At 73.3% G+C, this 19,528-nt stretch carries 16 protein-coding genes and 1 riboswitch; of the genes, 4 read left to right on the forward strand and 12 right to left on the reverse strand.

Annotation, left to right across the window (positions count from 1 at the left end; all coding sequences use genetic code 11):
- Nucleotides 1–1,170, forward strand: a complete 1,170-nt coding sequence (locus tag NOCA_RS18845) for a PQQ-dependent sugar dehydrogenase (RefSeq protein ID WP_011756862.1) — start codon at nucleotides 1–3, stop codon at nucleotides 1,168–1,170.
- On the opposite strand, the gene NOCA_RS18850 is transcribed toward NOCA_RS18845, so the two are convergent.
- From NOCA_RS18850 to gatC, 9 genes are all read right to left on the reverse strand, one after another.
- Nucleotides 1,157–1,978, reverse strand: a complete 822-nt coding sequence (locus NOCA_RS18850; RefSeq protein ID WP_011756863.1) for an ECF transporter S component — start codon at nucleotides 1,976–1,978, stop codon at nucleotides 1,157–1,159. The two genes, NOCA_RS18845 and NOCA_RS18850, sit on opposite strands and share 14 nt — an antisense overlap.
- Complete coding sequence (locus NOCA_RS18855) at nucleotides 1,975–3,567, reverse strand: ABC transporter ATP-binding protein (RefSeq protein ID WP_011756864.1); 1,593 nt, start codon at nucleotides 3,565–3,567, stop codon at nucleotides 1,975–1,977. Before NOCA_RS18855 ends, NOCA_RS18850 begins: the two co-directional genes overlap by 4 nt.
- Complete coding sequence (locus NOCA_RS18860) at nucleotides 3,564–4,688, reverse strand: energy-coupling factor transporter transmembrane component T (RefSeq protein ID WP_011756865.1); 1,125 nt, start codon at nucleotides 4,686–4,688, stop codon at nucleotides 3,564–3,566. Before NOCA_RS18860 ends, NOCA_RS18855 begins: the two co-directional genes overlap by 4 nt.
- Entirely contained in the window at nucleotides 4,685–5,548 is an 864-nt protein-coding gene (locus NOCA_RS18865) for a hypothetical protein (RefSeq protein ID WP_011756866.1), read from the reverse strand. Before NOCA_RS18865 ends, NOCA_RS18860 begins: the two co-directional genes overlap by 4 nt.
- A 1-nt stretch (nucleotide 5,549) precedes the next feature.
- Nucleotides 5,550–7,193 carry a hypothetical protein gene (locus NOCA_RS18870; RefSeq protein ID WP_011756867.1) on the reverse strand — a complete coding sequence of 548 codons (1,644 nt, stop codon included), beginning with the start codon at nucleotides 7,191–7,193 and terminating at the stop codon, nucleotides 5,550–5,552.
- Nucleotides 7,194–7,511: 318 nt separating this feature from the next.
- Entirely contained in the window at nucleotides 7,512–8,810 is a 1,299-nt protein-coding gene (locus tag NOCA_RS18875) for an ISL3 family transposase (protein ID WP_011755226.1), read from the reverse strand.
- Between the two features lie 253 nt (nucleotides 8,811–9,063).
- Complete coding sequence (gatB, locus tag NOCA_RS18880; RefSeq protein WP_011756868.1) at nucleotides 9,064–10,557, reverse strand: Asp-tRNA(Asn)/Glu-tRNA(Gln) amidotransferase subunit GatB; 1,494 nt, start codon at nucleotides 10,555–10,557, stop codon at nucleotides 9,064–9,066.
- Nucleotides 10,554–12,077, reverse strand: coding sequence for an Asp-tRNA(Asn)/Glu-tRNA(Gln) amidotransferase subunit GatA (gene gatA, locus NOCA_RS18885; RefSeq protein ID WP_140403968.1), 1,524 nt, complete (start codon nucleotides 12,075–12,077; stop codon nucleotides 10,554–10,556). Before gatA ends, gatB begins: the two co-directional genes overlap by 4 nt.
- A complete protein-coding gene (gene gatC, locus NOCA_RS18890; protein WP_041546680.1) occupies nucleotides 12,074–12,373 on the reverse strand; it encodes an Asp-tRNA(Asn)/Glu-tRNA(Gln) amidotransferase subunit GatC in 300 nt (99 codons plus the stop codon). The genes gatA and gatC overlap by 4 nt, the downstream gene beginning before the upstream one ends.
- Before the next feature lie 58 nt (nucleotides 12,374–12,431).
- Nucleotides 12,432–12,544, forward strand: a riboswitch (SAM riboswitch).
- 37 nt (nucleotides 12,545–12,581) lie between these two features.
- On the opposite strand from gatC, the gene NOCA_RS18895 reads away from it, so the two are divergent.
- Entirely contained in the window at nucleotides 12,582–13,919 is a 1,338-nt protein-coding gene (locus NOCA_RS18895) for an aminotransferase class V-fold PLP-dependent enzyme (RefSeq protein WP_011756871.1), read from the forward strand.
- Between the two features lie 13 nt (nucleotides 13,920–13,932).
- Here the strand turns inward: NOCA_RS18895 and NOCA_RS18900 are convergent, their stop codons facing one another.
- Nucleotides 13,933–14,235, reverse strand: a complete 303-nt coding sequence (locus NOCA_RS18900) for a hypothetical protein (RefSeq protein ID WP_011756872.1) — start codon at nucleotides 14,233–14,235, stop codon at nucleotides 13,933–13,935.
- Between the two features lie 114 nt (nucleotides 14,236–14,349).
- The gene (gene ligA / locus NOCA_RS18905) at nucleotides 14,350–16,440 is read right to left on the reverse strand and encodes an NAD-dependent DNA ligase LigA (protein WP_041546681.1); all 2,091 of its coding nucleotides are present in this window, start codon (nucleotides 16,438–16,440) and stop codon (nucleotides 14,350–14,352) included.
- 196 nt (nucleotides 16,441–16,636) lie between these two features.
- Here ligA and NOCA_RS18910 point away from each other — a divergent pair, with 196 nt between their 5' ends.
- Nucleotides 16,637–17,284, forward strand: a complete 648-nt coding sequence (locus NOCA_RS18910) for a TetR/AcrR family transcriptional regulator (protein WP_011756874.1) — start codon at nucleotides 16,637–16,639, stop codon at nucleotides 17,282–17,284.
- Nucleotides 17,284–18,876 (forward strand): DHA2 family efflux MFS transporter permease subunit, encoded by a 1,593-nt coding sequence (locus NOCA_RS18915; protein WP_011756875.1) that lies wholly within the window; start codon nucleotides 17,284–17,286, stop codon nucleotides 18,874–18,876. Before NOCA_RS18910 ends, NOCA_RS18915 begins: the two co-directional genes overlap by 1 nt.
- Nucleotides 18,877–18,954: 78 nt before the next feature.
- Here the strand turns inward: NOCA_RS18915 and NOCA_RS18920 are convergent, their stop codons facing one another.
- Nucleotides 18,955–19,491, reverse strand: a complete 537-nt coding sequence (locus NOCA_RS18920; protein WP_011756876.1) for a type 1 glutamine amidotransferase domain-containing protein — start codon at nucleotides 19,489–19,491, stop codon at nucleotides 18,955–18,957.
- Between the last annotated feature and the right edge of the window lie 37 nt (nucleotides 19,492–19,528).

The following is a 19,528-nucleotide window of genomic DNA, read 5'->3' on the forward strand; positions in this document are numbered from 1 at the left end:
ATGCGACGCGCGGCAGCCGTGGCCGGCACCGCCGCCCTCACCGCGGTGCTGCTGACCGCGTGCAGCGGCGGCGAGGAGCCCGCCGACAGCGGCGATCCCGGGGACACCGTCACCGCGACCCCGCAGTCGAGCGCTCCCGCCACCGAGCCCTCCAAGCCGACCGGTGACAACACCCCCCAGGTCGACGACGGCCCGGCTCGGGTCGTCGGCACGATCGCGACCGGGCTCGCCGCCCCCTGGGGCGTGGCCTTCCTGCCGGACGGCGACGCCGTCGTCACCGAGCGCGACACCCGGCGGGTGCTGCTGCTCGAGGCGCCGTCGTACGACGTGCGCGAGATCGGCCTGATCGACGCCGCCGTGTCCAACGGCGACACCGGTGGTGAGGCGGGCCTGCTCGGCGTGGCCGTCTCACCGGACTTCGCGCGCGACCGGACCCTGTTCTTCTACCTGAGCACGGCCGCGGACAACCGGATCGTCAAGGCGCGCCTCGAGCACGGTCGGCTCGGCCCGCTGACCGTGATCCTCGACGGGATCCCGGTCGGGGGGATCCACGACGGCGGCCGGCTGGCGTTCGGGCCGGACGGCTACCTGTACGCCTCCACGGGCGAGACCGGCCAGGGCGACCTCGCGCAGGACAGGAGCACGCTCGCCGGCAAGATCCTGCGGATCACCGCCGACGGCGACCCGGCGCCCGGCAACCCGTTCCCGGGCTCGGCGATCTGGTCCTTCGGGCACCGCAACGTCCAGGGCCTGGCCTTCGACGACGCCGACCGGCTCTGGGCCTCGGAGTTCGGCGACCAGACCTTCGACGAGCTGAACCTGATCCGGCCGGGCCGCAACTACGGGTGGCCGATCGTCGAGGGGCGCGGCGGCCGGAGCGGCCTCGTGGACCCGCAGGTCGTGTGGTCGACCGACGTCGCGTCGCCATCCGGCCTGGCCTGGCTGGACGGGCAGCTCTGGCTCGCATCGCTGCGCGGCGAGCGGCTGTGGCGGGTCGACGTCCACGGCGACCACGCGAGCCACCCGGTCGACTTCTTCGTCGGTCAGTACGGCCGGATGCGCACCGTGGTCGTCACCCCGGAGGGCCGGCTGTGGGTCACGACCAGCAACCGGGACGGCCGCGGCGACCCGGGACCGAAGGACGACCGGATCCTGCTCATCGAGCCGTGACGGTCACCGAGCCGGTCACGGTCGCCCGGCGCGCCGCCCGGCGCAGCGTGGTGAGCACCGCGGGGCCGAGCACGACGATCGCGACCGCGTTGGTGACGGCCCGGACCGTGTCCCAGCTGCCCGTGGAGGTCAGCAGCGTGTAGACGAGGAAGCGGTGCAGGTTGTCCAGGACCGGCGCACCGGCCACGTAAGACAGCGACCCGGCATGCCCCGCGACCTCGATGCCGGTCAGGAACGGCCAGCCCGACAGGTTCATGAACAGCCCGAACAGGTACGCCGCGGCCACGCCGTACGCCGCCAGCATCGCGATCTCGGCCCGTCCGGTGACCCGCCGCGGGAGCAGCCCGGCCCCCATCCCGACCCAGGCGGCGCACAGCATCTGGTAGGGCAGCCAGGGTCCGACCCCGGCGGTCATGAGCGCCGACGCGAACAGCGACGTGCAGCCGAGGACGAACCCGAAGCCGGCGCCGAACACCCGCCCGGCCAGGATCAGCAGGAAGAACGTCAGCTCGACGCCGGCCGTGCCCGGCGAGATCCCGCGGAGGATGGCGTTGACGGCGCTGAGCACGCCGAGCACCGCGAGCACCCGCGGGTCCAGCCCGCCCTCGTTGAGCTCGGCCAGCACCACCGCGAGCACCACCGGGAGCAGCGCGACGAACACGAACGGCGGATCGACGCGCGCCCCCTCGGGGACCCTCAGCAGCAGCGGCCAACAGAGCATCATCAGCCCGGCCGCCGAGGCGACCGCGAGCACGGCGCCCGAGCGCGGCGCGATCCGGACCGCGGGCGCGCCCGCACGCCCGGTCACGAGGCGCTCGCCTGCTCGGCGAGGCGGCGGACCACCTCGTCGACCCGCAGCCAGGGCGGGCCGAGCACCTTGGTCACCTGCGGGGCGAACGACGGCGACTCGGCGACCACCCGGCGCACCGGGCCGGACGAGACGACCTCGCCCTCGGCGAGCACGAGCACGTCGTCGGCGACCTGGGCCACGAACTCGACGTCGTGGGTGGCGACCAGGACCGCACGGCCCTCGGCCGCGAGCCCGCGCAGCACGCCGGCCAGCACCCGCTTGGCGGCGTAGTCCAGGCCGCGGGTGGGCTCGTCCAGCAGGAGCACCCGCGGGCGCGCGCTGAGCACGATCGCGAGCACCAGCGCGAGCCGCTGGCCCTCGGAGAGGTCCCGCGGGTGCTGGGTCGCGGGGATGCCCGGCACCAGCTGCTCGAGCAGCTGCCGGCACGCCCCGGTGCCGCCGTCGGCCGCGGCGCACTCCTCGGCGACCGTCTCGAGGTAGAGCAGGTCGGCGGCGTTCTGCGGGACCAGCCCGACCAGGGCCCGCCGGCCGGCCGCCGTCAGCTGCGCCGGGTCGGTGCCGTCGACGCTCACCCGGCCGCCCGAGCGGGGGCCGCTGCCCTGCAGGGCCCAGATCAGCGAAGACTTCCCGGACCCGTTGCGGCCCATCAGGGCGGTGACCCGGCCGCCGCCGAGCGCGAGGTCGACGTCGCGCACCGCGACGGTCTCGCCGTGGACGACCGCGAGTCGGCGTACGGCGACGGCCGGCTCCGGCGCGGGCTCCTCGACCTCCGGCAGGCTGCCGAGCCGCTGGGCCAGGCCGCGGGCCAGGCGGCGGGCGTCGCGGACGTTCAGCGGCAGCGGCCGCCAACCGGCGGCCCGGCCGAGCTCGACGATCGGGGGCGCCACCGGCGAGGTGACCAGCAGCTCGCCGGGCTCGCCGACGTGGACCCGGCCGGCGCCACCGAGCAGGCACATCCGGTCCGCGAACGGCACCACCCGCTCGAGGCGGTGCTCGGCCACCAGCACCGAGACGCCGAGGTCGTGGACGAGCCGGGTGAGGGTGGCCAGCACCTCCTCGGCCGCGGTGGGGTCGAGCGCGGAGGTCGGCTCGTCGAGCACCAGGAGCCGCGGGTGCATGGTGAGCACCGAGCCGATCGCCACCCGCTGCTGCTGGCCGCCGGACAGCGTGCGCAGGTCGCGGCCGCGCAGGTCCGCGATCCCGAGCAGGTCGAGGGTCTCCTCCACCCGGCGGCGCATCGTGTCGGGCGGCAGCCCGAGCTGCTCCATGCCGTAGGCGAGCTCCTCCTCGACCGTGTCGGTGACGAAGCCCGCAGCCGGGTTCTGGCCGACGTAGCCGATCCGGTGCGCGCGCTCCCGCGGCGGCGTGCGCACGATGCTCACGCCGTCGAGCAGCACGTCGCCGCTCAGGGTGCCGCCGGTGAAGCGCGGCACCAGCCCGGTCACCACGCCGAGCAGCGTCGACTTGCCGGCGCCGGTCGGCCCGGAGACGAGGACCAGCTCCCCCTCGTCGATGACCAGGTCCACGTCCGCGAGCACCGGCGGGCCGTCGCCGTAGGCGAAGCCGATGTCGCGTAGCTCGATCACGCGGCCACCCCCTGCGGCTCGTCCCGGCGCGCCGGCGTGCCGGCGACCGGCCGGGCGGGCGGTGGCGAGCAGAGCGCGCCCCCGAGCGCGAGGACCGCAGCCAGCAGCGCCGTCGCGCTCACCGGCGGGACCGCGTCCAGGGCGGGGTAGGCGACCGCGGGCTGGTGGTGGTCGAACCACCACCCGGCGGCACCGACGACCACGCCCGACGCCGCGACCGCCAGCTCGGGCCAGCGCCAGTGGTCCGGGCGGTAGCGGGTGCGCTCCACCCGTCGGCCGGCGCTGAGCAGCCCCGCGCCCGCCGTGAGCGTCCCGAGCGCCAGCATCGGCAGCGCCAGGTAGCGGGGGGCGGTGGTGTCGAGCACCGCGTAGGTGCCCACGCAGATGCCGCCGAGGCCGGTCAGCATGAGCGCTCCCGTCGTACGTCGTTGGGCGCGGGTGAGGCTGGTGGCCCGGCCGTAGCCACGGGTGTCCATGCCCGCGGCGAGGGCGAGCGAGCGCTCGAGGGCGTCCTCGAGCACGGGCACCAGGAACCGTCGGAGCCGGCCGATCCGCGCGGTCTCGCCCTCGCGCAGGCGCTGCGCGGCGCGCACCCGGCGGACGCTGTCGGCAAACTGGGGCAGCACGCTGACCGCGACCACGAGCGCGGTGCCGATCTCGTAGAGAGCCGGTGGCACCGAGCGGAGCAGCCGCTTGGGGTTGGCCAGGGAGTTCGCGGCGCCGACGCAGATCACAATGGTGGCCAGCCGCAGCCCGTCGTACGCCGCGGCGAGCAGCGCCTGGGCGTGCACCGGCCCCAGCAAGGTGATGCCGGCGACCCAGTCGGGCAGCGGGATCTCGGGCAGGTCGAGCAGCACCGGACCGCCGGCCCAGCCGCCGAAGACCACCCGGAAGGCCACCCGGATCACCACGATCGCGACGCCCAGCCAGACGTAGAGGACGAACGAGCGCGCCCACGGCTGGTCGGAGCGTCGCAGCGACACCGCCGTCGCCGCGACGCCCACGAGCAGCAGCAGGACCAGCGGGTTGGTCGTGAACGACGCCGACACCGCGAGCCCGATCGCCCACAGCCACCAGGCCACGGGGTGCAGGTCGCGGTGCCGGCGCACGTTCGGGCTCACGGCCGCCGGGCTCCCCTGCGTCGGCGGACCAGCGTCGTGCCCCCAGCCGCACCGAAGAGCAGCGCGATCACCGCCGGGGCGACCCAGGCGGGCAGCCCGCCGTCGTCGGGATCGGCCGGGTCCGAGGTCGCGGCGGTGAGCGCGGGCGACTCACTCGGCGCCGCGGAACCGGTCGTCGTCGGTGACCCGCTCGCCGTCGTCGTCGGCGACCCGCTCGGCTTCCGTTCGTGCCTGCCGGGCTTCGTCGTCGCCGTGGCCGACCCGATCGGCGTGGCCGAGGTGGCCGTGCCCGGCTGACCGGGCGACGTTGCGCCCGATCCGGAGGGCGCCGACGAGCCCGCGTGGCCGGGTCCCTGGGTCGATGCCTGCGTGGGCGTCGCGGTGGCGGTGGGGTGCGGCGTCGGGCTGCTGCCTGGGGGCGTGCTGTCGCCGCCCCCCTGCCAGGAGAACCCGACGTACCCACCGTCCGGGACGTGCTGGCCGCCGGCGCCGCTGGTGGCATAGGTCCACCGCCCGGACTTGCCGTCGGACCAGTACAGGCCCCAGTAGGCGTCGGCGGGTGGCGTGTTCACGCACGGGTTGTCGGCGGGCTTGCCGGACACCCGGCAGACGAAGCCCGGCTGGCGCTGGACGTAGTCCAGCGGGAAGCCGGCGGCGGGGAACAGCTCGGCCGCGGTCTGCCCGCCGCCGTCGGCCACGCAGGCGGTCTGCACGCCGCCACCGAGCTCGTGGAAGTCGACGACCACGGTGACGCCGTCCGCGGAGGAGCAGCCGGCCGCGGCCACGGGGGCGGCGGGGAGGCCGGCGTACGCCGCCGCGGCCAGGGTGGCCGCGGCGACGATCCGAGACAGCACGCCCACGTCAGCGGGTGACGGTGAAGGAGGCCTGACCCTTGCGGTCCTTGAACTCGCCTCGGGCCTTCACGGTCGCGGTCCCGACCTGCTTCTCGGGCGCGCGGAACGCGACGCGGAACACACCGTTCCGGTCGGCCTGGCCGGCCGTCGCCGCGCCGGAAGCGCTGCGCTTGCCGGATGGCCAGGTGATCGCGACCCTTGCCAGCTCGCCGGGGGCGAGCCCGCGGACCTTGACGACCTGCCGGTCACCGGTCGCGACCCGCTTGCTCCGCAGCGCGACCTTCAGGGTCTTCGCGCCGAGCGCGTGGATCCGCGCGTCGCCGATCTCGCCGCCGGAGTTGGCGACCGTGACGGTGCTCCTGCCGGCCTGCGCGGGGACCCGGAGCTTCAGCAGGCCCTCGCCGAGCGGGTTCGCCCACCCGAGGACCGACTGCTCGCCGAGCATCGCGCACAGCGCCTCGCCGGGCGCCGCGTCGGTCACGCCGACCGCGGTGGTGCCGCCGGCCTTCACGTAGCCGGGCGCGTAGAGGACGTTGGGCGCGCCCGGACCGGTCTGGGCGGCGGCCAGGCCGGTCAGCGCCTGGGTGGTCGCGCGTAGTGACTGGTCACCGAGCGCCGCATCCATCGGGCCGCCCTGGGCGGCCTTGCGAGCCGCGTTGTCGTACAGGACCGCGCCGGCGTCGGCGGCGTCGTAGTACACGCAGTTGGCGACGTTCGTCACCTGGTGCGCACGCAGCCAGGCCGCGGCCTTGACGGCGGCGGCGGTCTCGCCGGAGACCAGCAGCGCGCTCGCCGCCCCGCCCGTGCTGTTGGCGTTGACCGTCGCGATGTCGGCGCTCGAGCCGAAGCCGCCGTTGGCCTTCTGGTGCGCCACGAGCCACGCGACGGCATCGGCGACGTGCGCGGCCACGTCGGTGTCGTCGAGCTGGCCCTGGAGCGCCTGGATCGCGAGCGCCGTGGCATCGACGCTCGGCTTCCCGCTGCCGCCGTCGCACGTCTGGTCGGCGGCACCGACGTCGGCGAAGTCCTGACGGAAGTAGCCCGCCGAGCACTGCTGGGCGAGCAGGAAGTCGGTGACCGCGTCGGTCTTCGTGCTGGCCGCGGCGTCCAGGCCCTGGGCGGCGAACGCCTGGCCGAGCACGTTCGCGTAGTCGGCGGCGTACTGGACGCTCGGGTCCCAGTCGTCCTGGATCCGGCCGGTGTTCGCGCCGGCGGCCGACACCCGACCCTCGAGGTCGGTGACGAGGTCGCGCCCGCCGTACGACCCGGGGTCGTCGCCCGCGGCCTGGGCGAGGACCAGCGCCTTCGCGGTCCCTCCGGCCGAGAGGTTCGTTCCGTAGCCGGGCGCGACGTAGGCGTCGATGTGGCCGGCGATCGCGTCGCTGATGCTGTCGACGACCGAGGCCGGTGCGCCCACGCTGTCAAGCGCCAGGCCGGCGTCGATCGTGAGGCCGTAGTCGTCGAAGTCGTACTGCTGGTTGTGGGCGATCCAGCCGGTGGCCTGGAGCTTGCCGACCAGCCAGGTGCCGGCGTCGCTCGCCGGGCCGGCGTCGATGGCGGCGTGCGCCGGCGACGAGATCGCCGTCAGCGCGGTGAGAGAGAGTGCCGGGACCGCCAAGGCGGCAGCCGTCCGACGCAGGAGGTGCTGCATGGTGTTCCTTCCCGCTGCGGCAGCGGGAGGCGATCGGGGTAGGTCCCGGAGGCCACCCGCTGCTTTCCTCGACAGCGTGTGATCAGGACGCGTCGCATCGGGTGCTCCGGCTCGCCCCCGACCCTGGCTGGTCGGGAGGCCTACGGTTGCGGGTCAGCGCCGGACTCGGACCGGCTTCCCCCGCTGCGGGCGTGATGAATGTGTGGAGTTGTGCGAGCGCAGCATATCCCCCACCGCCCCACCCTCATCTCGAGTCCACGGAGCGGGTTCCGCGCCCGATCGATACGCCGAGTCGGGCTCTCCTGTCGTTTGTGTGGGTCATGTTCGGCCCGGTAGTGCGGGTGTGTGGCCGCTGAGGGTGAGCATCAGGAGGCTGATCAGGGCGTCGGGGTCCTTGATGCCGAACGCGATCCGGTTGCGGAGTCGGATGCGGGTGTTGACCGATTCGCTGATCGCGTTGGAGAGGCCGTGCTCGATCGCGGCCAGGATCGGGCCGCGTTGCTCGGCGACCATGCGGGCGAGGTCGACAAACTGGGCGATACGACATCGCCGTGCCGAGCGGCACCAGGCGTCGATCGCGATGCGGGCTTCGGCGGCCGGCAGTCGCAGGACGGCGCGGAGGCCTTCCTTGAGTTGGTAGGCCCGCCACAGTCGGGGGTCGGTCTTGGCGATCCAGTCCAGTCGGGCCTGCTGGTGGGTGGTGAGGTTCTCGGGGTTCTTCCACAGCGCGTACCGCGAACGGGTCAAGATCCGCAGCCGCTGGTAGGCGGGGAACTCCTCCTGGACGTCGGCGGGTGCGCGGCCGCGGCCGCGGGAGTTGGCCCGGGCGATCCGACGGGTCTCGCGCCAGACCTCGAGCCGGACCTCGCCGAGGGCGTCGTTGGCCCACTTCACCACGTGGAAGGGATCGGCGACCCGGACCGCCTGCGGGCAGTTCTTAGCCGTCGACTTGGCGATGTAGGGCGCGGCGTCGGCGCTGATGTGGGTGATCTGTGCGCACCGGTGCGGCCCAAGGGCATCGAAGAACGACTGGACGGTCGCGGTGGTGTTGCCCTTGCCGACCCACACCAAACGACCGGTGTCGTGATTGACGACCGCGAGCAGGTAACGCTGATGACGGCGCCAGGACACCTCGTCGATCCCGATCCGGGTCAACCCGTCGAGCAAGTCGACCCGGGCGGCGATCTGGTTCCAGACCCGGGTCAAGATCCCGCTCACGGTGCGCCACGACACCCGCATCAGCTCAGCCACCGTGGACAGCGAGGTCTTGGTGACCAGCCAGGCGACCTGATCCTCGAACGCGTGCGTCGCCCGGGCTCGATGGCGAGCCCAGGGCACGTGCGCGACGACCACGCCATGCGCGCGGCACCGCACCCGTGGCGAGTCGGCTTCCAGGTAGACCCGCACAGTGGCGCTATCCAGGGCACGCCACCGCCGCCGACCGCGCCCAGCGTCGTACCCGGCCGCCGGCGCGCGACACCGCCCACACCGGCCCCGGCGACGCGCCATCGGCCGAACAGCGACCACGAGCACCCGTTCATCGCGATCGAGCTCGACACCCTCGATCACGGTGTCTTCGAGCCCGAGCAGGCACCGCCATAGGCTGACATCACGCACGCCGCTCTCCTTGACGCCGGTTCTGGTTCCTAGACAGCTCCAAAACCTAGGCAGAGAGCGGCGTGCGCCCGTCTACGGCACGCTCAACCCACCCACACATTCAGCAGGAGAGCCCGAGTCGGCGCAACATGCCCACCTTCTCCACACCCGCGGCGGGCGAAGCGAGCAAGACGCGCCGACTCGACCCTCCTGAGCGAGCAAGACACGCCGACTCGACCCTCCTGAGCGAGCAAGACGCGCCGACTCGACCCGGCTAGGCGAGCTTCTCCAGGATCAGCTCGCGGACCCGGGCGGCATCGGCCTGGCCGCGCATCTCCTTCATCACCGCGCCGATCAGGGCACCGGCGGCGGCGACCTTGCCGTCGCGGATCTTGTCCGCGACGTCCGGGTTCGCAGCGATCGCGCTGTCCACCGCCGCGGACAGGGCGCCCTCGTCGGAGACGATCGCCAGGCCGCGGGCCGCCACGATCTCGTCGGGGCTGCCCTCGCCGGCGAGCAGCCCGTCGAAGACCTGGCGCGCCAGCTTGTCGTTGAGCTTCCCCTCGTCGACCAGCACCTGGACCCGCGCGACGTCGACCGGGGTGACCCCGAGCTCGCCGACCTCGACACCGGCCTCGTTGGCGCGGCGGGCCATCTCGCCCAGCCACCACTTGCGGGCGGCCTGGGGCGAGGCGCCCGCCGCGATCGTCTCCTCGACGATCAGCAGCGCACCCGCACCGACGGTGTCGCGCATCTCGAGGTCGGAGAAGCCCCACTCCGCCTGCAGCCGGGCGCGCTTCTGGGTCGGGTTCTCGGGCAGCGTGCCGCGCAACTCCTCCACCCAGGCGCGGGTCGGAGCGACCGGCACCAGGTCGGGCTCGGGGAAGTAGCGGTAGTCCTCCGCGTCGGACTTCTCCCGGCCGCTCGTGGTGACGCCGGTGTCCTCGTGCCAGTGCCGGGTCTCCTGGAGGATCGGCCGCCCGGCGTCCAGGACGCCGGCGTGGCGGGACATCTCGTAGCGGACCGCGCGCTCGACCGAGCGCAGCGAGTTGACGTTCTTGGTCTCGGTGCGGGTCCCGAGCGTCCCCGAGTCCTTGGGTGAGAGCGACAGGTTCACGTCGGCGCGGATCGACCCCTGGTCCATCCGCGCGTCGGAGACCCCGAGCGCGATGATCAGGTCGCGCAGCTGCGCGACGTACGCGCGGGCGACCTCCGGCGCCTTCGCGCCGGCGCCGACGATCGGCTTGGTGACGATCTCGATGAGCGGGATGCCGGCCCGGTTGTAGTCGACCAGCGAGTGGTCGGCGCCGTGGATGCGGCCGGTCGCGCCACCGACGTGCAGCGACTTGCCGGTGTCCTCCTCCATGTGCGCCCGCTCGATCTCGACCCGGAACGTCTCGCCGTCCACATCGACGTCCATGTAGCCCTCGAAGCAGATCGGCTCGTCGTACTGCGAGGTCTGGAAGTTCTTCGGCATGTCCGGGTAGAAGTAGTTCTTCCGCGCGAACCGGCACCACTCGGCGATCTCGCAGTTCAGCGCCAGCCCGATCCGGATCGCCGACTCGACCGCCTTGCCGTTGACGACCGGCATCGCCCCGGGCAGGCCCAGGCAGGTCGGGCAGACCTGGGTGTTGGGCTCGGCGCCGAACTCGGTCGGGCAGCCGCAGAACATCTTCGAGGCGGTGTTCAGCTCGACGTGGACCTCCAGGCCCATCGCCGGGTCGTAGGAGGCCAGGACGTCGTCGAAGGCGACGAGGGTCTCGGTCACGGGCGTGCTCCTTCCAGAGCGGGGGCCTTGTCGAGCAGGGGTCCACCCCACTGGTCGTGGAGCAGCGCCTCGAGGGCGGCGCCGACGCGGTAGCAGCGGTCGTCGGCGAGCGCGGGCGCCAGGATCTGGAAGCCCGCGGGCAGGCCGTCCTCATCGGCAAGGCCGCTGGGGACCGAGATGCCGGGCACGCCGGCGAGGTTGGCCGGGATCGTCGCGAGGTCGTTGAGGTACATCGCGAGCGGGTCGTCGAGCTTCTCCCCGAGCTTGAACGCCGTCGTCGGGGCGGTCGGCGAGACCAGCACGTCGGCCTTCGCGAACGCGGCGTCGAAGTCGCGCGAGATCAGCGTGCGCACCTTCTGCGCCTGGCCGTAGTAGGCGTCGTAGTAGCCGCTGGAGAGGGCGTAGGTGCCGAGGATGATCCGGCGCTTGACCTCCGGGCCGAAGCCGGCGTCGCGGGTCGCGCGCATCACCTCCTCGGCGCTCGCGTCGGGACGGCCCTCGGGCCAGACCCGCAGGCCGTAGCGCATCGCGTCGAACTTCGCGAGGTTGCTCGACGCCTCGGCCGGCAGGATCAGGTAGTAGGTCGCCAGGGCGTGCACGAACGTCGGGCACGAGACCTCGACGACCTCGGCGCCGGCCTTGACCAGCAGGTCCACCGACTCCTGGAAGCGGGCCATCACGCCCGGCTGCCACCCGTCGCCGGCGAGCTCGGTGATCACGCCGACCCGCAGCCCCGAGAGGTCGCCGGTGGCGCCGAGCCGGGCGGCTTCGACCAGGGACGGCAGCGGCTGGTCGATGCTGGTGGAGTCTCGCGGGTCGTGGCCGCCGATGACCTCGTGCAGCAGCGCGGAGTCGAGCACGGTCCGGGTCACCGGGCCGACCTGGTCCAGCGAGTTCGCGAGCGCGACCAGGCCGTAGCGCGACACCCCGCCGTAGGTCGGCTTGACGCCGACCGTGCCGGTCACGGCGCCGGGCTGGCGGATCGAGCCGCCGGTGTCGGTGCCGAGCGCCAGCGGCGCCTCGAACGCGGCAACCGCCGCCGCCGAGCCTCCGCCGGAGCCGCCGGGGATCCGGTCCAGGTCCCACGGGTTGTGCGTGGGGCCGTACGCGGAGTGCTCGGTCGAGGAGCCCATCGCGAACTCGTCCATGTTGGTCTTGCCGAGGATCGGCAGGCCGGCGGCGCGCAGCCTCGCGACCGCGGTGGCGTCGTACGGCGGGATCCAGCCCTCGAGGATCTTCGAGCCGCAGGTCGTGGGCAGGCCCTCGGTGGCCAGCACGTCCTTGACGGCGATCGGCACGCCGTCCAGCGGGGAGAGCGGGGTGCCGGCCGCGCGGCGGGCGTCGGACTCGGCCGCCTGCGCGAGCGCCCCCTCGGCGTCGACGTGGAGGAACGCGTGCACCGCGCCGTCGACGGCGGCGATGCGGTCCAGGTGCGTCCGGGTGACCTCGGCCGAGGTGGTCTCGCCCGCGGCGAGCGCGTCGGCGATCTCGGCGGCGGTGCGGCGGATGATCGACATCAGGCCTCCTCGCCCAGGATCCGCGGCACCGAGAAGCGCTGCTGCTCGACCTCGGGGGCGCCCGACAGCGCCTGCTCCGGGGTCAGTCCGGGCACCACGACGTCCTCGCGGAAGACGTTGGTCAGCGGCAGCGCGTGCGAGGTCGGCGGGACCTCGGCGCCGGCGACGCCGCTGATCGAGGCGACCGACTCGAGGATGACGCTCAGCTGCGGTGCGAGCTGGTCGAGCTCGGCGTCGGACAGGTCGATCCGGGCGAGGTTCGCCAGGTGCGCGACCTCGTCACGAGTGATCTCAGGCATGGTGTCCATCCTAGGAGAGAAGGTCTGCGGGCCCGCCGCTGGCTGCTAGCGTCCCGTCCGTCACGAGTACTGGCGCGAAGCCCCGGCTGGCCAGTCGGCAACCCTCCTCCGCGGCGGGGTGCCCCGGGTGAGGACACGGCCGACTGCGACCGCAGCCGGCAAGCGCGGACTCGGCGACCCGGGTCCCTGACCCGACGGATGTGCCCACATGCCCACGAACACTCGCACCTCGGCCCAGGCCCGGGCCGCTCGGACCCGCCCACTGGCCCGCCTGGTCGGTGCGGACCAGCAGGTGCCGCTGGTGACCGGCGGCCCGGTCCGCTACGCGAACCTGGACATCGCCGCCAGCGCCCCCGCGCTCCAGTCCGTGGCGGACCGGGTCGCGGAGTTCCTGCCGTTCTACTCCAGCGTGCACCGCGGCGCCGGCTACGCCTCGGCCGTGAGCACCGCGGCCTACGAGACCGCACGCCGCACCATCGGTGCGTTCGTGGGCGCGCGGGGCGACGACGTCGTGCAGGTCGTCCGGAACACCACCGACGCGCTCAACCTGCTCGCCACCGCCGTCCCCGGCGATGTCGTGCACCTCGACGTCGAGCACCACGCCAACCTGCTGCCCTGGCAGGGCCTGGGCCGGCGCGCCCGTGCGGTCACCGCGCGAGAGACGGTCGCCGCCACCCTCGCTGCGGTCGAGGCCGAGCTCCACCGGGCGCCCGCCGCACTGCTCGCCGTGACCGGCGCGTCGAACGTGACCGGCGAGATCCTGCCGCTCGCGGACCTGGTCGGGATCGCGCACCGCGCCGGCGCGCGGATCGCCGTCGACGGCGCCCAGCTGGTCCCCCACCACCGGGTGCACCTGGAGCGGCTGGGCGTCGACTACCTCGCGTTCTCGGGGCACAAGCTGTACGCGCCGTACGGCGCCGGCGTGCTCGTCGGCCGCCGCGACTGGCTGGACGCGGCGCCGCCGTACCTCGCCGGCGGCGGGGCGGTGCGCAGCGTCTCGCTCGAGCACACCTCCTGGGCCGACGCTCCGGCCCGGCACGAGGCCGGCACCCCCAACGTCGTCGGCGCCGTCGCGCTGGCGGCGGCCTGTGAGGCGATCGCCGCCCTCCCCGACAGCGAGCTCCGGATCCACGAGGAAGGGCTGCGCGACCGACTGCTCAACGCACTCGAGTTCCTCGAGGTGCCCACCCTGCACCTGTGGCGCGGCCAGGTCGAGGCGATCGGCGTCGTCACGTTCACCGTCGCCGGCTACGACGCCGAGCTGGTCGCGCAGTACCTGTCCGCCGAGCACGGGGTCGGCGTGCGGGACGGACGCTTCTGCGCCCACCCGCTGCTGGAGCGCCTCAACGGCGGCCGCACCGCGGTCCGGGCGAGCCTGGGGCTGGGCTCCACCACCGAGGACGTCGACCGCCTGGTCATCGGGATCGCCCGGCTGGTCGCGCAGGGACCGGCTTGGACGTACGACGCCCAGGGCAGGCCCGCCCCCGACCCGCGTCCGCTCCCGCCCTGGGTCACCGAGGCCGGTCCGGGCGCCGCCTGCGCGTAGCCGCGGAGCAGGCTTAGGTCTGGTAGGTGTGGTCGAGCAGGTGTCGGGCCCGCTCGGCGTCGCCCGGACGCGGGCAGGCGACCAGCAGCCGCTCGGGCGTCTCCTCGACGGCGACGAACCCGGCGCTCCGCAGGACGCCCATCAGGACGGCCGGGTCGCGGCCCGGCGGGACTGGGAAGAGCTCGCTGTGGGAGCCGGGCTCGTGCAGCTCGGCCTCGGTGCGGCTGACCTCCTGGCCGAAGCCGCGGAGGAGGGCGAAGGTGGCGATGGTCGCCACCAGGATCCCTCCGACCACCATGAACGCGATCACCACCATGACGACCTCCCGGGTGCGAGACGGATGACTCCGATGGCACCGAGCATGGGCCGATGAGACCTAGGTCACGAGAGGCGTACGTCCCGAGCCCAGGGCCATCTGTCACAGGCGGCGTCACAGGGCCGCGGGTCCGCCGTCCAGCAGCGTCTTGAAGCCGGCCTCGTCGAGGACGGGGACGCCGAGCTGCTCGGCCTTGTCGGCCTTGGACCCGGCGTTCTCCCCCACCACGACGTAGTCGGTCTTCTTCGACACCGAGCCCGCGGCCTTGCCACCGCGCGAGAGGATCGCCTCCTTGGCCGAGTCACGGCTGAAGTCGACCAGGGAGCCGGTGACCACGACGGTCAGCCCCGCCAACGTCCGCGGCGTGGACTCGTCGCGCTCGTCCGCCATGGTGACGCCGGCGCGCTCCCACTTGTCGACGATCTCGACGTGCCACGGCTCCTTGAACCACTCGATCACGGCCTCGGCGATGGTCGGGCCGACGCCCTCGGCCGCGGCCAGCTGCTCCTCCGTCGCGGCCCGGATCGCCGCCATGGAGCCGAACTCCGTCGCCAGCGCCCGCCCGGCCTTCGGCCCGACGTGCCGGATCGACAGCGCGACCAGTACCCGCCACAGCGGCACCTGCTTCGCCTTGTCGAGGTTGTCGAGCAGCCGCTGGCCGTTCGCACTCAGCTGGGGTCCGTCCTCGTCCTTCTTCGGCGCCCGGGTGAACAGCGGCGCGCGGAGCAGCGCGGCCGCGTCCAGGTCGAACACGTCGCCCTCGTTGGCGATCACCTCGGCGTCGAGCAGCGCGACCGCGGCCTCGTAGCCGAGCCCCTCGATGTCGAACGCGTTGCGGCTGGCGACGAAGAAGACCCGCTCACGCAGCTGGCCCGGGCACTTCTCGTGGTTGGGGCAGCGCCGGTCCTTGTCGCCCTCCTTCTGCTCCACCAGGGGCGTGCCGCAGGACGGGCAGGTCGTCGGCGGCACCCACGGCTGCAGCCCCTCGGGCCGCAGCGCCAGGACCGGGCCGAGGATCTCGGGGATCACGTCCCCGGCCTTGCGCAGGATCACCGTGTCACCGGGGTCACCGGGGCCGCCGGGCCGGACGTCCTTGCGCTCGACCTCGTAGAAGTTGTGCAGCGTCGCGTTCTCCACGGTCGAGCCGGCGACCTTGGTCGGCTCCATCACGGCGTACGGCGTGACCCGGCCCGTGCGCCCGACGTTCACCCGGATCTCGAGGAGCTTGGCGTTGACCTCCTCGGGCGGGTACTTGAACGCGATCGCCCAGCGCGGGGCCCGGCTGGTCGAGCCGAGGCGGCGCTGGAGCGCCACGTCGTCGACCTTCACGACGACGCCGTCGATCTCGTACGGCACGATCGTGTGCCGCCTGGCGCCGGCGTTCTCGATGTAGCCCTCGACGCCCTTCAGGGTCGACACCACCCGCACCTGGTCGCTGGTGGGCAGCCCCCAGGCGGCCAGTGCGTCGTAGGCGTGGGACTGGGCCTGGGGCTCGAAGCCGCGGCGCTCGCCGATGCCGTGGCAGACCATCCCCAGCGCCCGGGACGCCGTGATCCGGGGGTCCTTCTGGCGCAGCGAGCCGGCAGCGGAGTTGCGGGGGTTGGCGAACGGCGCCTTGCCGGCCTCGAGCAGCGACTCGTTGAGCCGTTCGAACGCCTCGACGGGCAAGAACACCTCGCCGCGCACCTCGACCAGCGCGGGCACCGGGAACTCGTCGGTGCCGGTGAGGCGGTGCGGGACCGAGGTGATCGTCTTGACGTTCGAGGTGACGTCCTCACCGGTGGTGCCGTCACCGCGGGTCAGCGCCCGCACCAGGCGGCCCTCCTCGTAGAGCAGGTTGATCGCCAGGCCGTCGACCTTGAGCTCACACAGCAGCGCCGGGTCCTCGACGCCGTCCCGGCGCAGGCGGGCGTACCACGCCTCGACCTCCTCGACCGAGAAGGCGTTGTCCAGGCTCTCCATCCGGCGCAGGTGGGGGTGGGAGGTGAAGTCGGTCGACACCGCCCCGCCGACCGTCTGGGTCGGCGAGTCGGGGGTGCGCAGCTCGGGGAACTCCTCCTCGAGCGCCTCCAGGCGCCGCATCCGCCGGTCGAAGTCGGCGTCGTCGATGGTCGGGCTGTCCAGGACGTAGTAGCGCCACCGGGCCTCCTCGATCTCCTCGGCGATCAGGCGGTGCTCCTCGCGCGGGTCGGTCACGCAGGACATTGTGCCGGGGCCGACCGACACCTGCTCAGGCCGTGCTCGCACCCGGCCCGCGCCCGCTCCGGTCCAGACCACCGCCCCGCCTGCGGAAGCGATCGCGGAAGAAGTCGAGTTGGAGGGAATGCCGCGCCGACCTACGCTGTTCGATGGAACGAAACCGTTTCGTTTCATCCAGGTGAACGGCAGGCGAAGGACAGCGATGACCCCGATCGAGCGCCCCCGGGTCGAGGGCGACCGTGAGCAGGAGATCCTCGACGCGACGTTGGAGGTGCTCGCCGACGTCGGCTACGACCGGCTCACGATGGACGCCGTCGCCGCCCGGGCCAAGGCGTCCAAGGCCACGCTGTACCGGCGCTGGAACAACAAGGTCAGCCTGGTGATCGAGGCGCTGCACTCCGCCAAGGGACCGGCCGAGCTCCCCGACACCGGGACCCTGCGCGGCGACCTGCAGGGAGTCTTCTGCGGGATGGGCGGCCTCGTGGACCCGCAGAGCGTGGCGACGTTCGCGAGCGTGCTCACCGCCATCGCCCGCGACGCCGACTTCGCCGAGGCCTTCCGCCGCGAGGTGGTCGGCCCCAAGATCGCGGTCTCCCAGGAGATCTGGAGGCGCGCTCGCGAGCGCGGCGAGGTCTGCGCCGAGGCCGACCTCTCCCTGCTCGAGCCGGCCCTGGCCGGCATCGTCCTGCACCGCGTCTTCGTGATGGGCGAACAGCCCGACGAGGACCTGATCACCCGGGTGATCGACCAGATCATCCTGCCGGCCGCCACCTGTTGTGCGGTCCCGGCCACGACGGACCCGTCCCCCTCCCCGTCCCACAAGGACTCCCACAAGGAACAGGAAGACTGATGACCGAAGTCACCAGCACCGCCGGCGCGGAGACCACCGCGCCGCCCGGAACGACCCGCCACCTGGGATGGGCCCTCGTGCTCATCTCGGTGGCGCAGCTGATGGTGGTGCTCGACGGCACCATCGTGAACATCGCCCTCCCCTACATCCAAGGTGACCTGGGCATCTCCGACGCGAACCTGCGCTGGGTCGTGACCGGCTACGCCCTCGCCTTCGGCAGCCTGCTGCTGCTGGGCGGCCGCCTCGGCGACCTCTACGGCCGGCGCCGGGTCTTCATGCTCGGCCTGATCGTCTTCGGGATCGCGTCCCTGCTCGGCGGGCTCGCCACCAACGAGCCGCTGCTGCTGGCCGCCCGTGGCCTGCAGGGCCTCGGCGCGGCGCTCGCCTCCCCGGCGGCCCTCGCGCTGATCGCCACGACGTTCCCCGCCGGGCCCGCGCGCAACCGCGCCTTCGGCGTGTACGCCGCCATGTCCGGCGTCGGCGCGGCCGTCGGCCTGCTGCTCGGCGGCTGGCTGACGGGGATGGACAGCGTCCTCGGCATGGACGTGGAGGGCTGGCGGCTGACGCTGCTGATCAACACCCCGATCGGCGTGGCCACGGCACTCCTGGCGACCCGCTTCCTGCCGGAGTCCGAGACGCACCCCGGCGAGCTCGACCTGCCCGGTGCGGTCACCGGCACGCTCGGCGTGCTCGGCCTCGTCTACGGCATCAGCCGCGCGGGGACGGACGGCTGGGGCGACACCTGGACCGTCGCCAGCCTGGTGGTCGGCGTCGCGCTGATCGCGGTCTTCTTGACCCTGGAGCGCCGGGTGGAGCACCCACTGCTGCCGGTGCGCGTGTTCACCAACCGCACCCGGGCGGCCAGCTTCGTCGCGATGTTCTTCGCCCCGGCAGCGATGTTCGCGATGTTCTTCTACCTCAGCCAGTACATCCAGACCGTGATGGGCTACAGCCCGATCAAGGCCGGCGTGGCGTTCCTGCCGTTCGTCTTCGGCCTGATGGCCGCGGCCGGCATCTCGTCGAACATGATCAACCGGGTGGACCCCCGCTTCCTGGCCGGGATCGGCACCCTGCTGTCGGCCGGCGCGCTGTTCGGGTTCTCCCGGCTGCCGTACGACACCTCGTTCCCGGTGACCGCCGTGCAGGGCAGCTACGCCACCGACATCTTGCCGTTCATCTTGATGATGTCGTTCGGCATGGGCCTGGTGTTCGTGCCGCTGACGCTGACCGCGGTGCACCACCTGCGGGTCGAGGACGCCGGGATCGGGTCCGGCGTGCTGAACACCATGCAGCAGGTGGGCGGCGCGCTCGGCCTCTCGCTGCTCGGCACGATCGCCACGCAGACCATGGACGACCGCTCGGCCGAGCTGTTCCCGCAGCTCGCGCAGGCGGCCGCCCAGCTCGACCCGACCCAGGCGGGGATCCTCCAGAAGGTCGCCGGCATCGAGATCTTCACCGAGGGCGCGACCGATGCGTTCCTGCTGGGCGCGGGCCTGATGCTGCTGGCCTCGCTCGTGACGTGGGTGTTCCTCAACGTCAAGCACCAGGAGCTCGCCACCGACGGACCCGAGGCCCCCGTGCACGTGGGCTGACGTCCCCTCTCCCAAGGAGTGGCGAAAGCCGGTGCCCCATCCCCGCACGCCGGGGGTGGGGCACCGGCGCGTTACGGGTCAGGAGAGCGCGTCCTCCAGGGCCTTGATGAAGGCGGGCAGGTCCTCGGGGCTGCGGCTGGTGATCAGGTTGCCGTCGACGACGACCTCCTCGTCGGTCCAGGTGCCGCCGGCGTTGCGGACGTCGTCGGCGAGGCTGGGGTAGCTGGTCAGCCGCCGCCCGCGGGCCAGTCCGGCCGAGACGAGGAGCCAGGGCCCGTGGCAGATGACGGCCAGCGGCTTGCCGTCCTCCATCGCCTGGCGCGCGATGTCCTGGGCGCGCGGCTCGGTGCGGATCCGGTCGGCGTTGACGGTGCCGCCGGGCACGACCAGGGCCTGGACGGACCCGACGTCGAGGTCGTCGAGGGTGCCGTCCACCTCCACCTTCTGCGTCGGGGTGGTGTCACCCTCGACTCCCTGGATCGGGTCGGTGCCGGTCGAGTAGACGAGCACCGTCGCCCCCGCGTCGCGCAGCGCGTCGCGTGGCTGGACGAGCTCGGCCTCCTCGAAGTGGTCGGTCGCGATGATGGCCACGGTCCTACCTGTCAGGTCGCCCATGGCCGGTCGGTACCCGCACAGCAGCCGCCTGATGCGG

The organism is Nocardioides sp. JS614, from assembly GCF_000015265.1.
In the GTDB taxonomy this organism is placed as follows: domain Bacteria; phylum Actinomycetota; class Actinomycetes; order Propionibacteriales; family Nocardioidaceae; genus Nocardioides.

What these genes read in the sequence shown, in the direction of transcription:
- NOCA_RS18845 (WP_011756862.1), top strand. Translation starts at nt 1, where the DNA reads ATGCGACGCGCGGCAGCCGTGGCCGGCACCGCCGCCCTCACCGCGGTG.
- NOCA_RS18870 (WP_011756867.1), bottom strand. Translation starts at nt 7,193, where the DNA reads ATGCAGCACCTCCTGCGTCGGACGGCTGCCGCCTTGGCGGTCCCGGCA.
- gatC (WP_041546680.1), bottom strand. Translation starts at nt 12,373, where the DNA reads ATGCCTGAGATCACTCGTGACGAGGTCGCGCACCTGGCGAACCTCGCC.
- NOCA_RS18895 (WP_011756871.1), top strand. Translation starts at nt 12,582, where the DNA reads ATGCCCACGAACACTCGCACCTCGGCCCAGGCCCGGGCCGCTCGGACC.
- NOCA_RS18900 (WP_011756872.1), bottom strand. Translation starts at nt 14,235, where the DNA reads ATGGTGGTGATCGCGTTCATGGTGGTCGGAGGGATCCTGGTGGCGACC.
- ligA (WP_041546681.1), bottom strand. Translation starts at nt 16,440, where the DNA reads ATGTCCTGCGTGACCGACCCGCGCGAGGAGCACCGCCTGATCGCCGAG.
- NOCA_RS18910 (WP_011756874.1), top strand. Translation starts at nt 16,637, where the DNA reads ATGACCCCGATCGAGCGCCCCCGGGTCGAGGGCGACCGTGAGCAGGAG.
- NOCA_RS18915 (WP_011756875.1), top strand. Translation starts at nt 17,284, where the DNA reads ATGACCGAAGTCACCAGCACCGCCGGCGCGGAGACCACCGCGCCGCCC.
- NOCA_RS18920 (WP_011756876.1), bottom strand. Translation starts at nt 19,491, where the DNA reads ATGGGCGACCTGACAGGTAGGACCGTGGCCATCATCGCGACCGACCAC.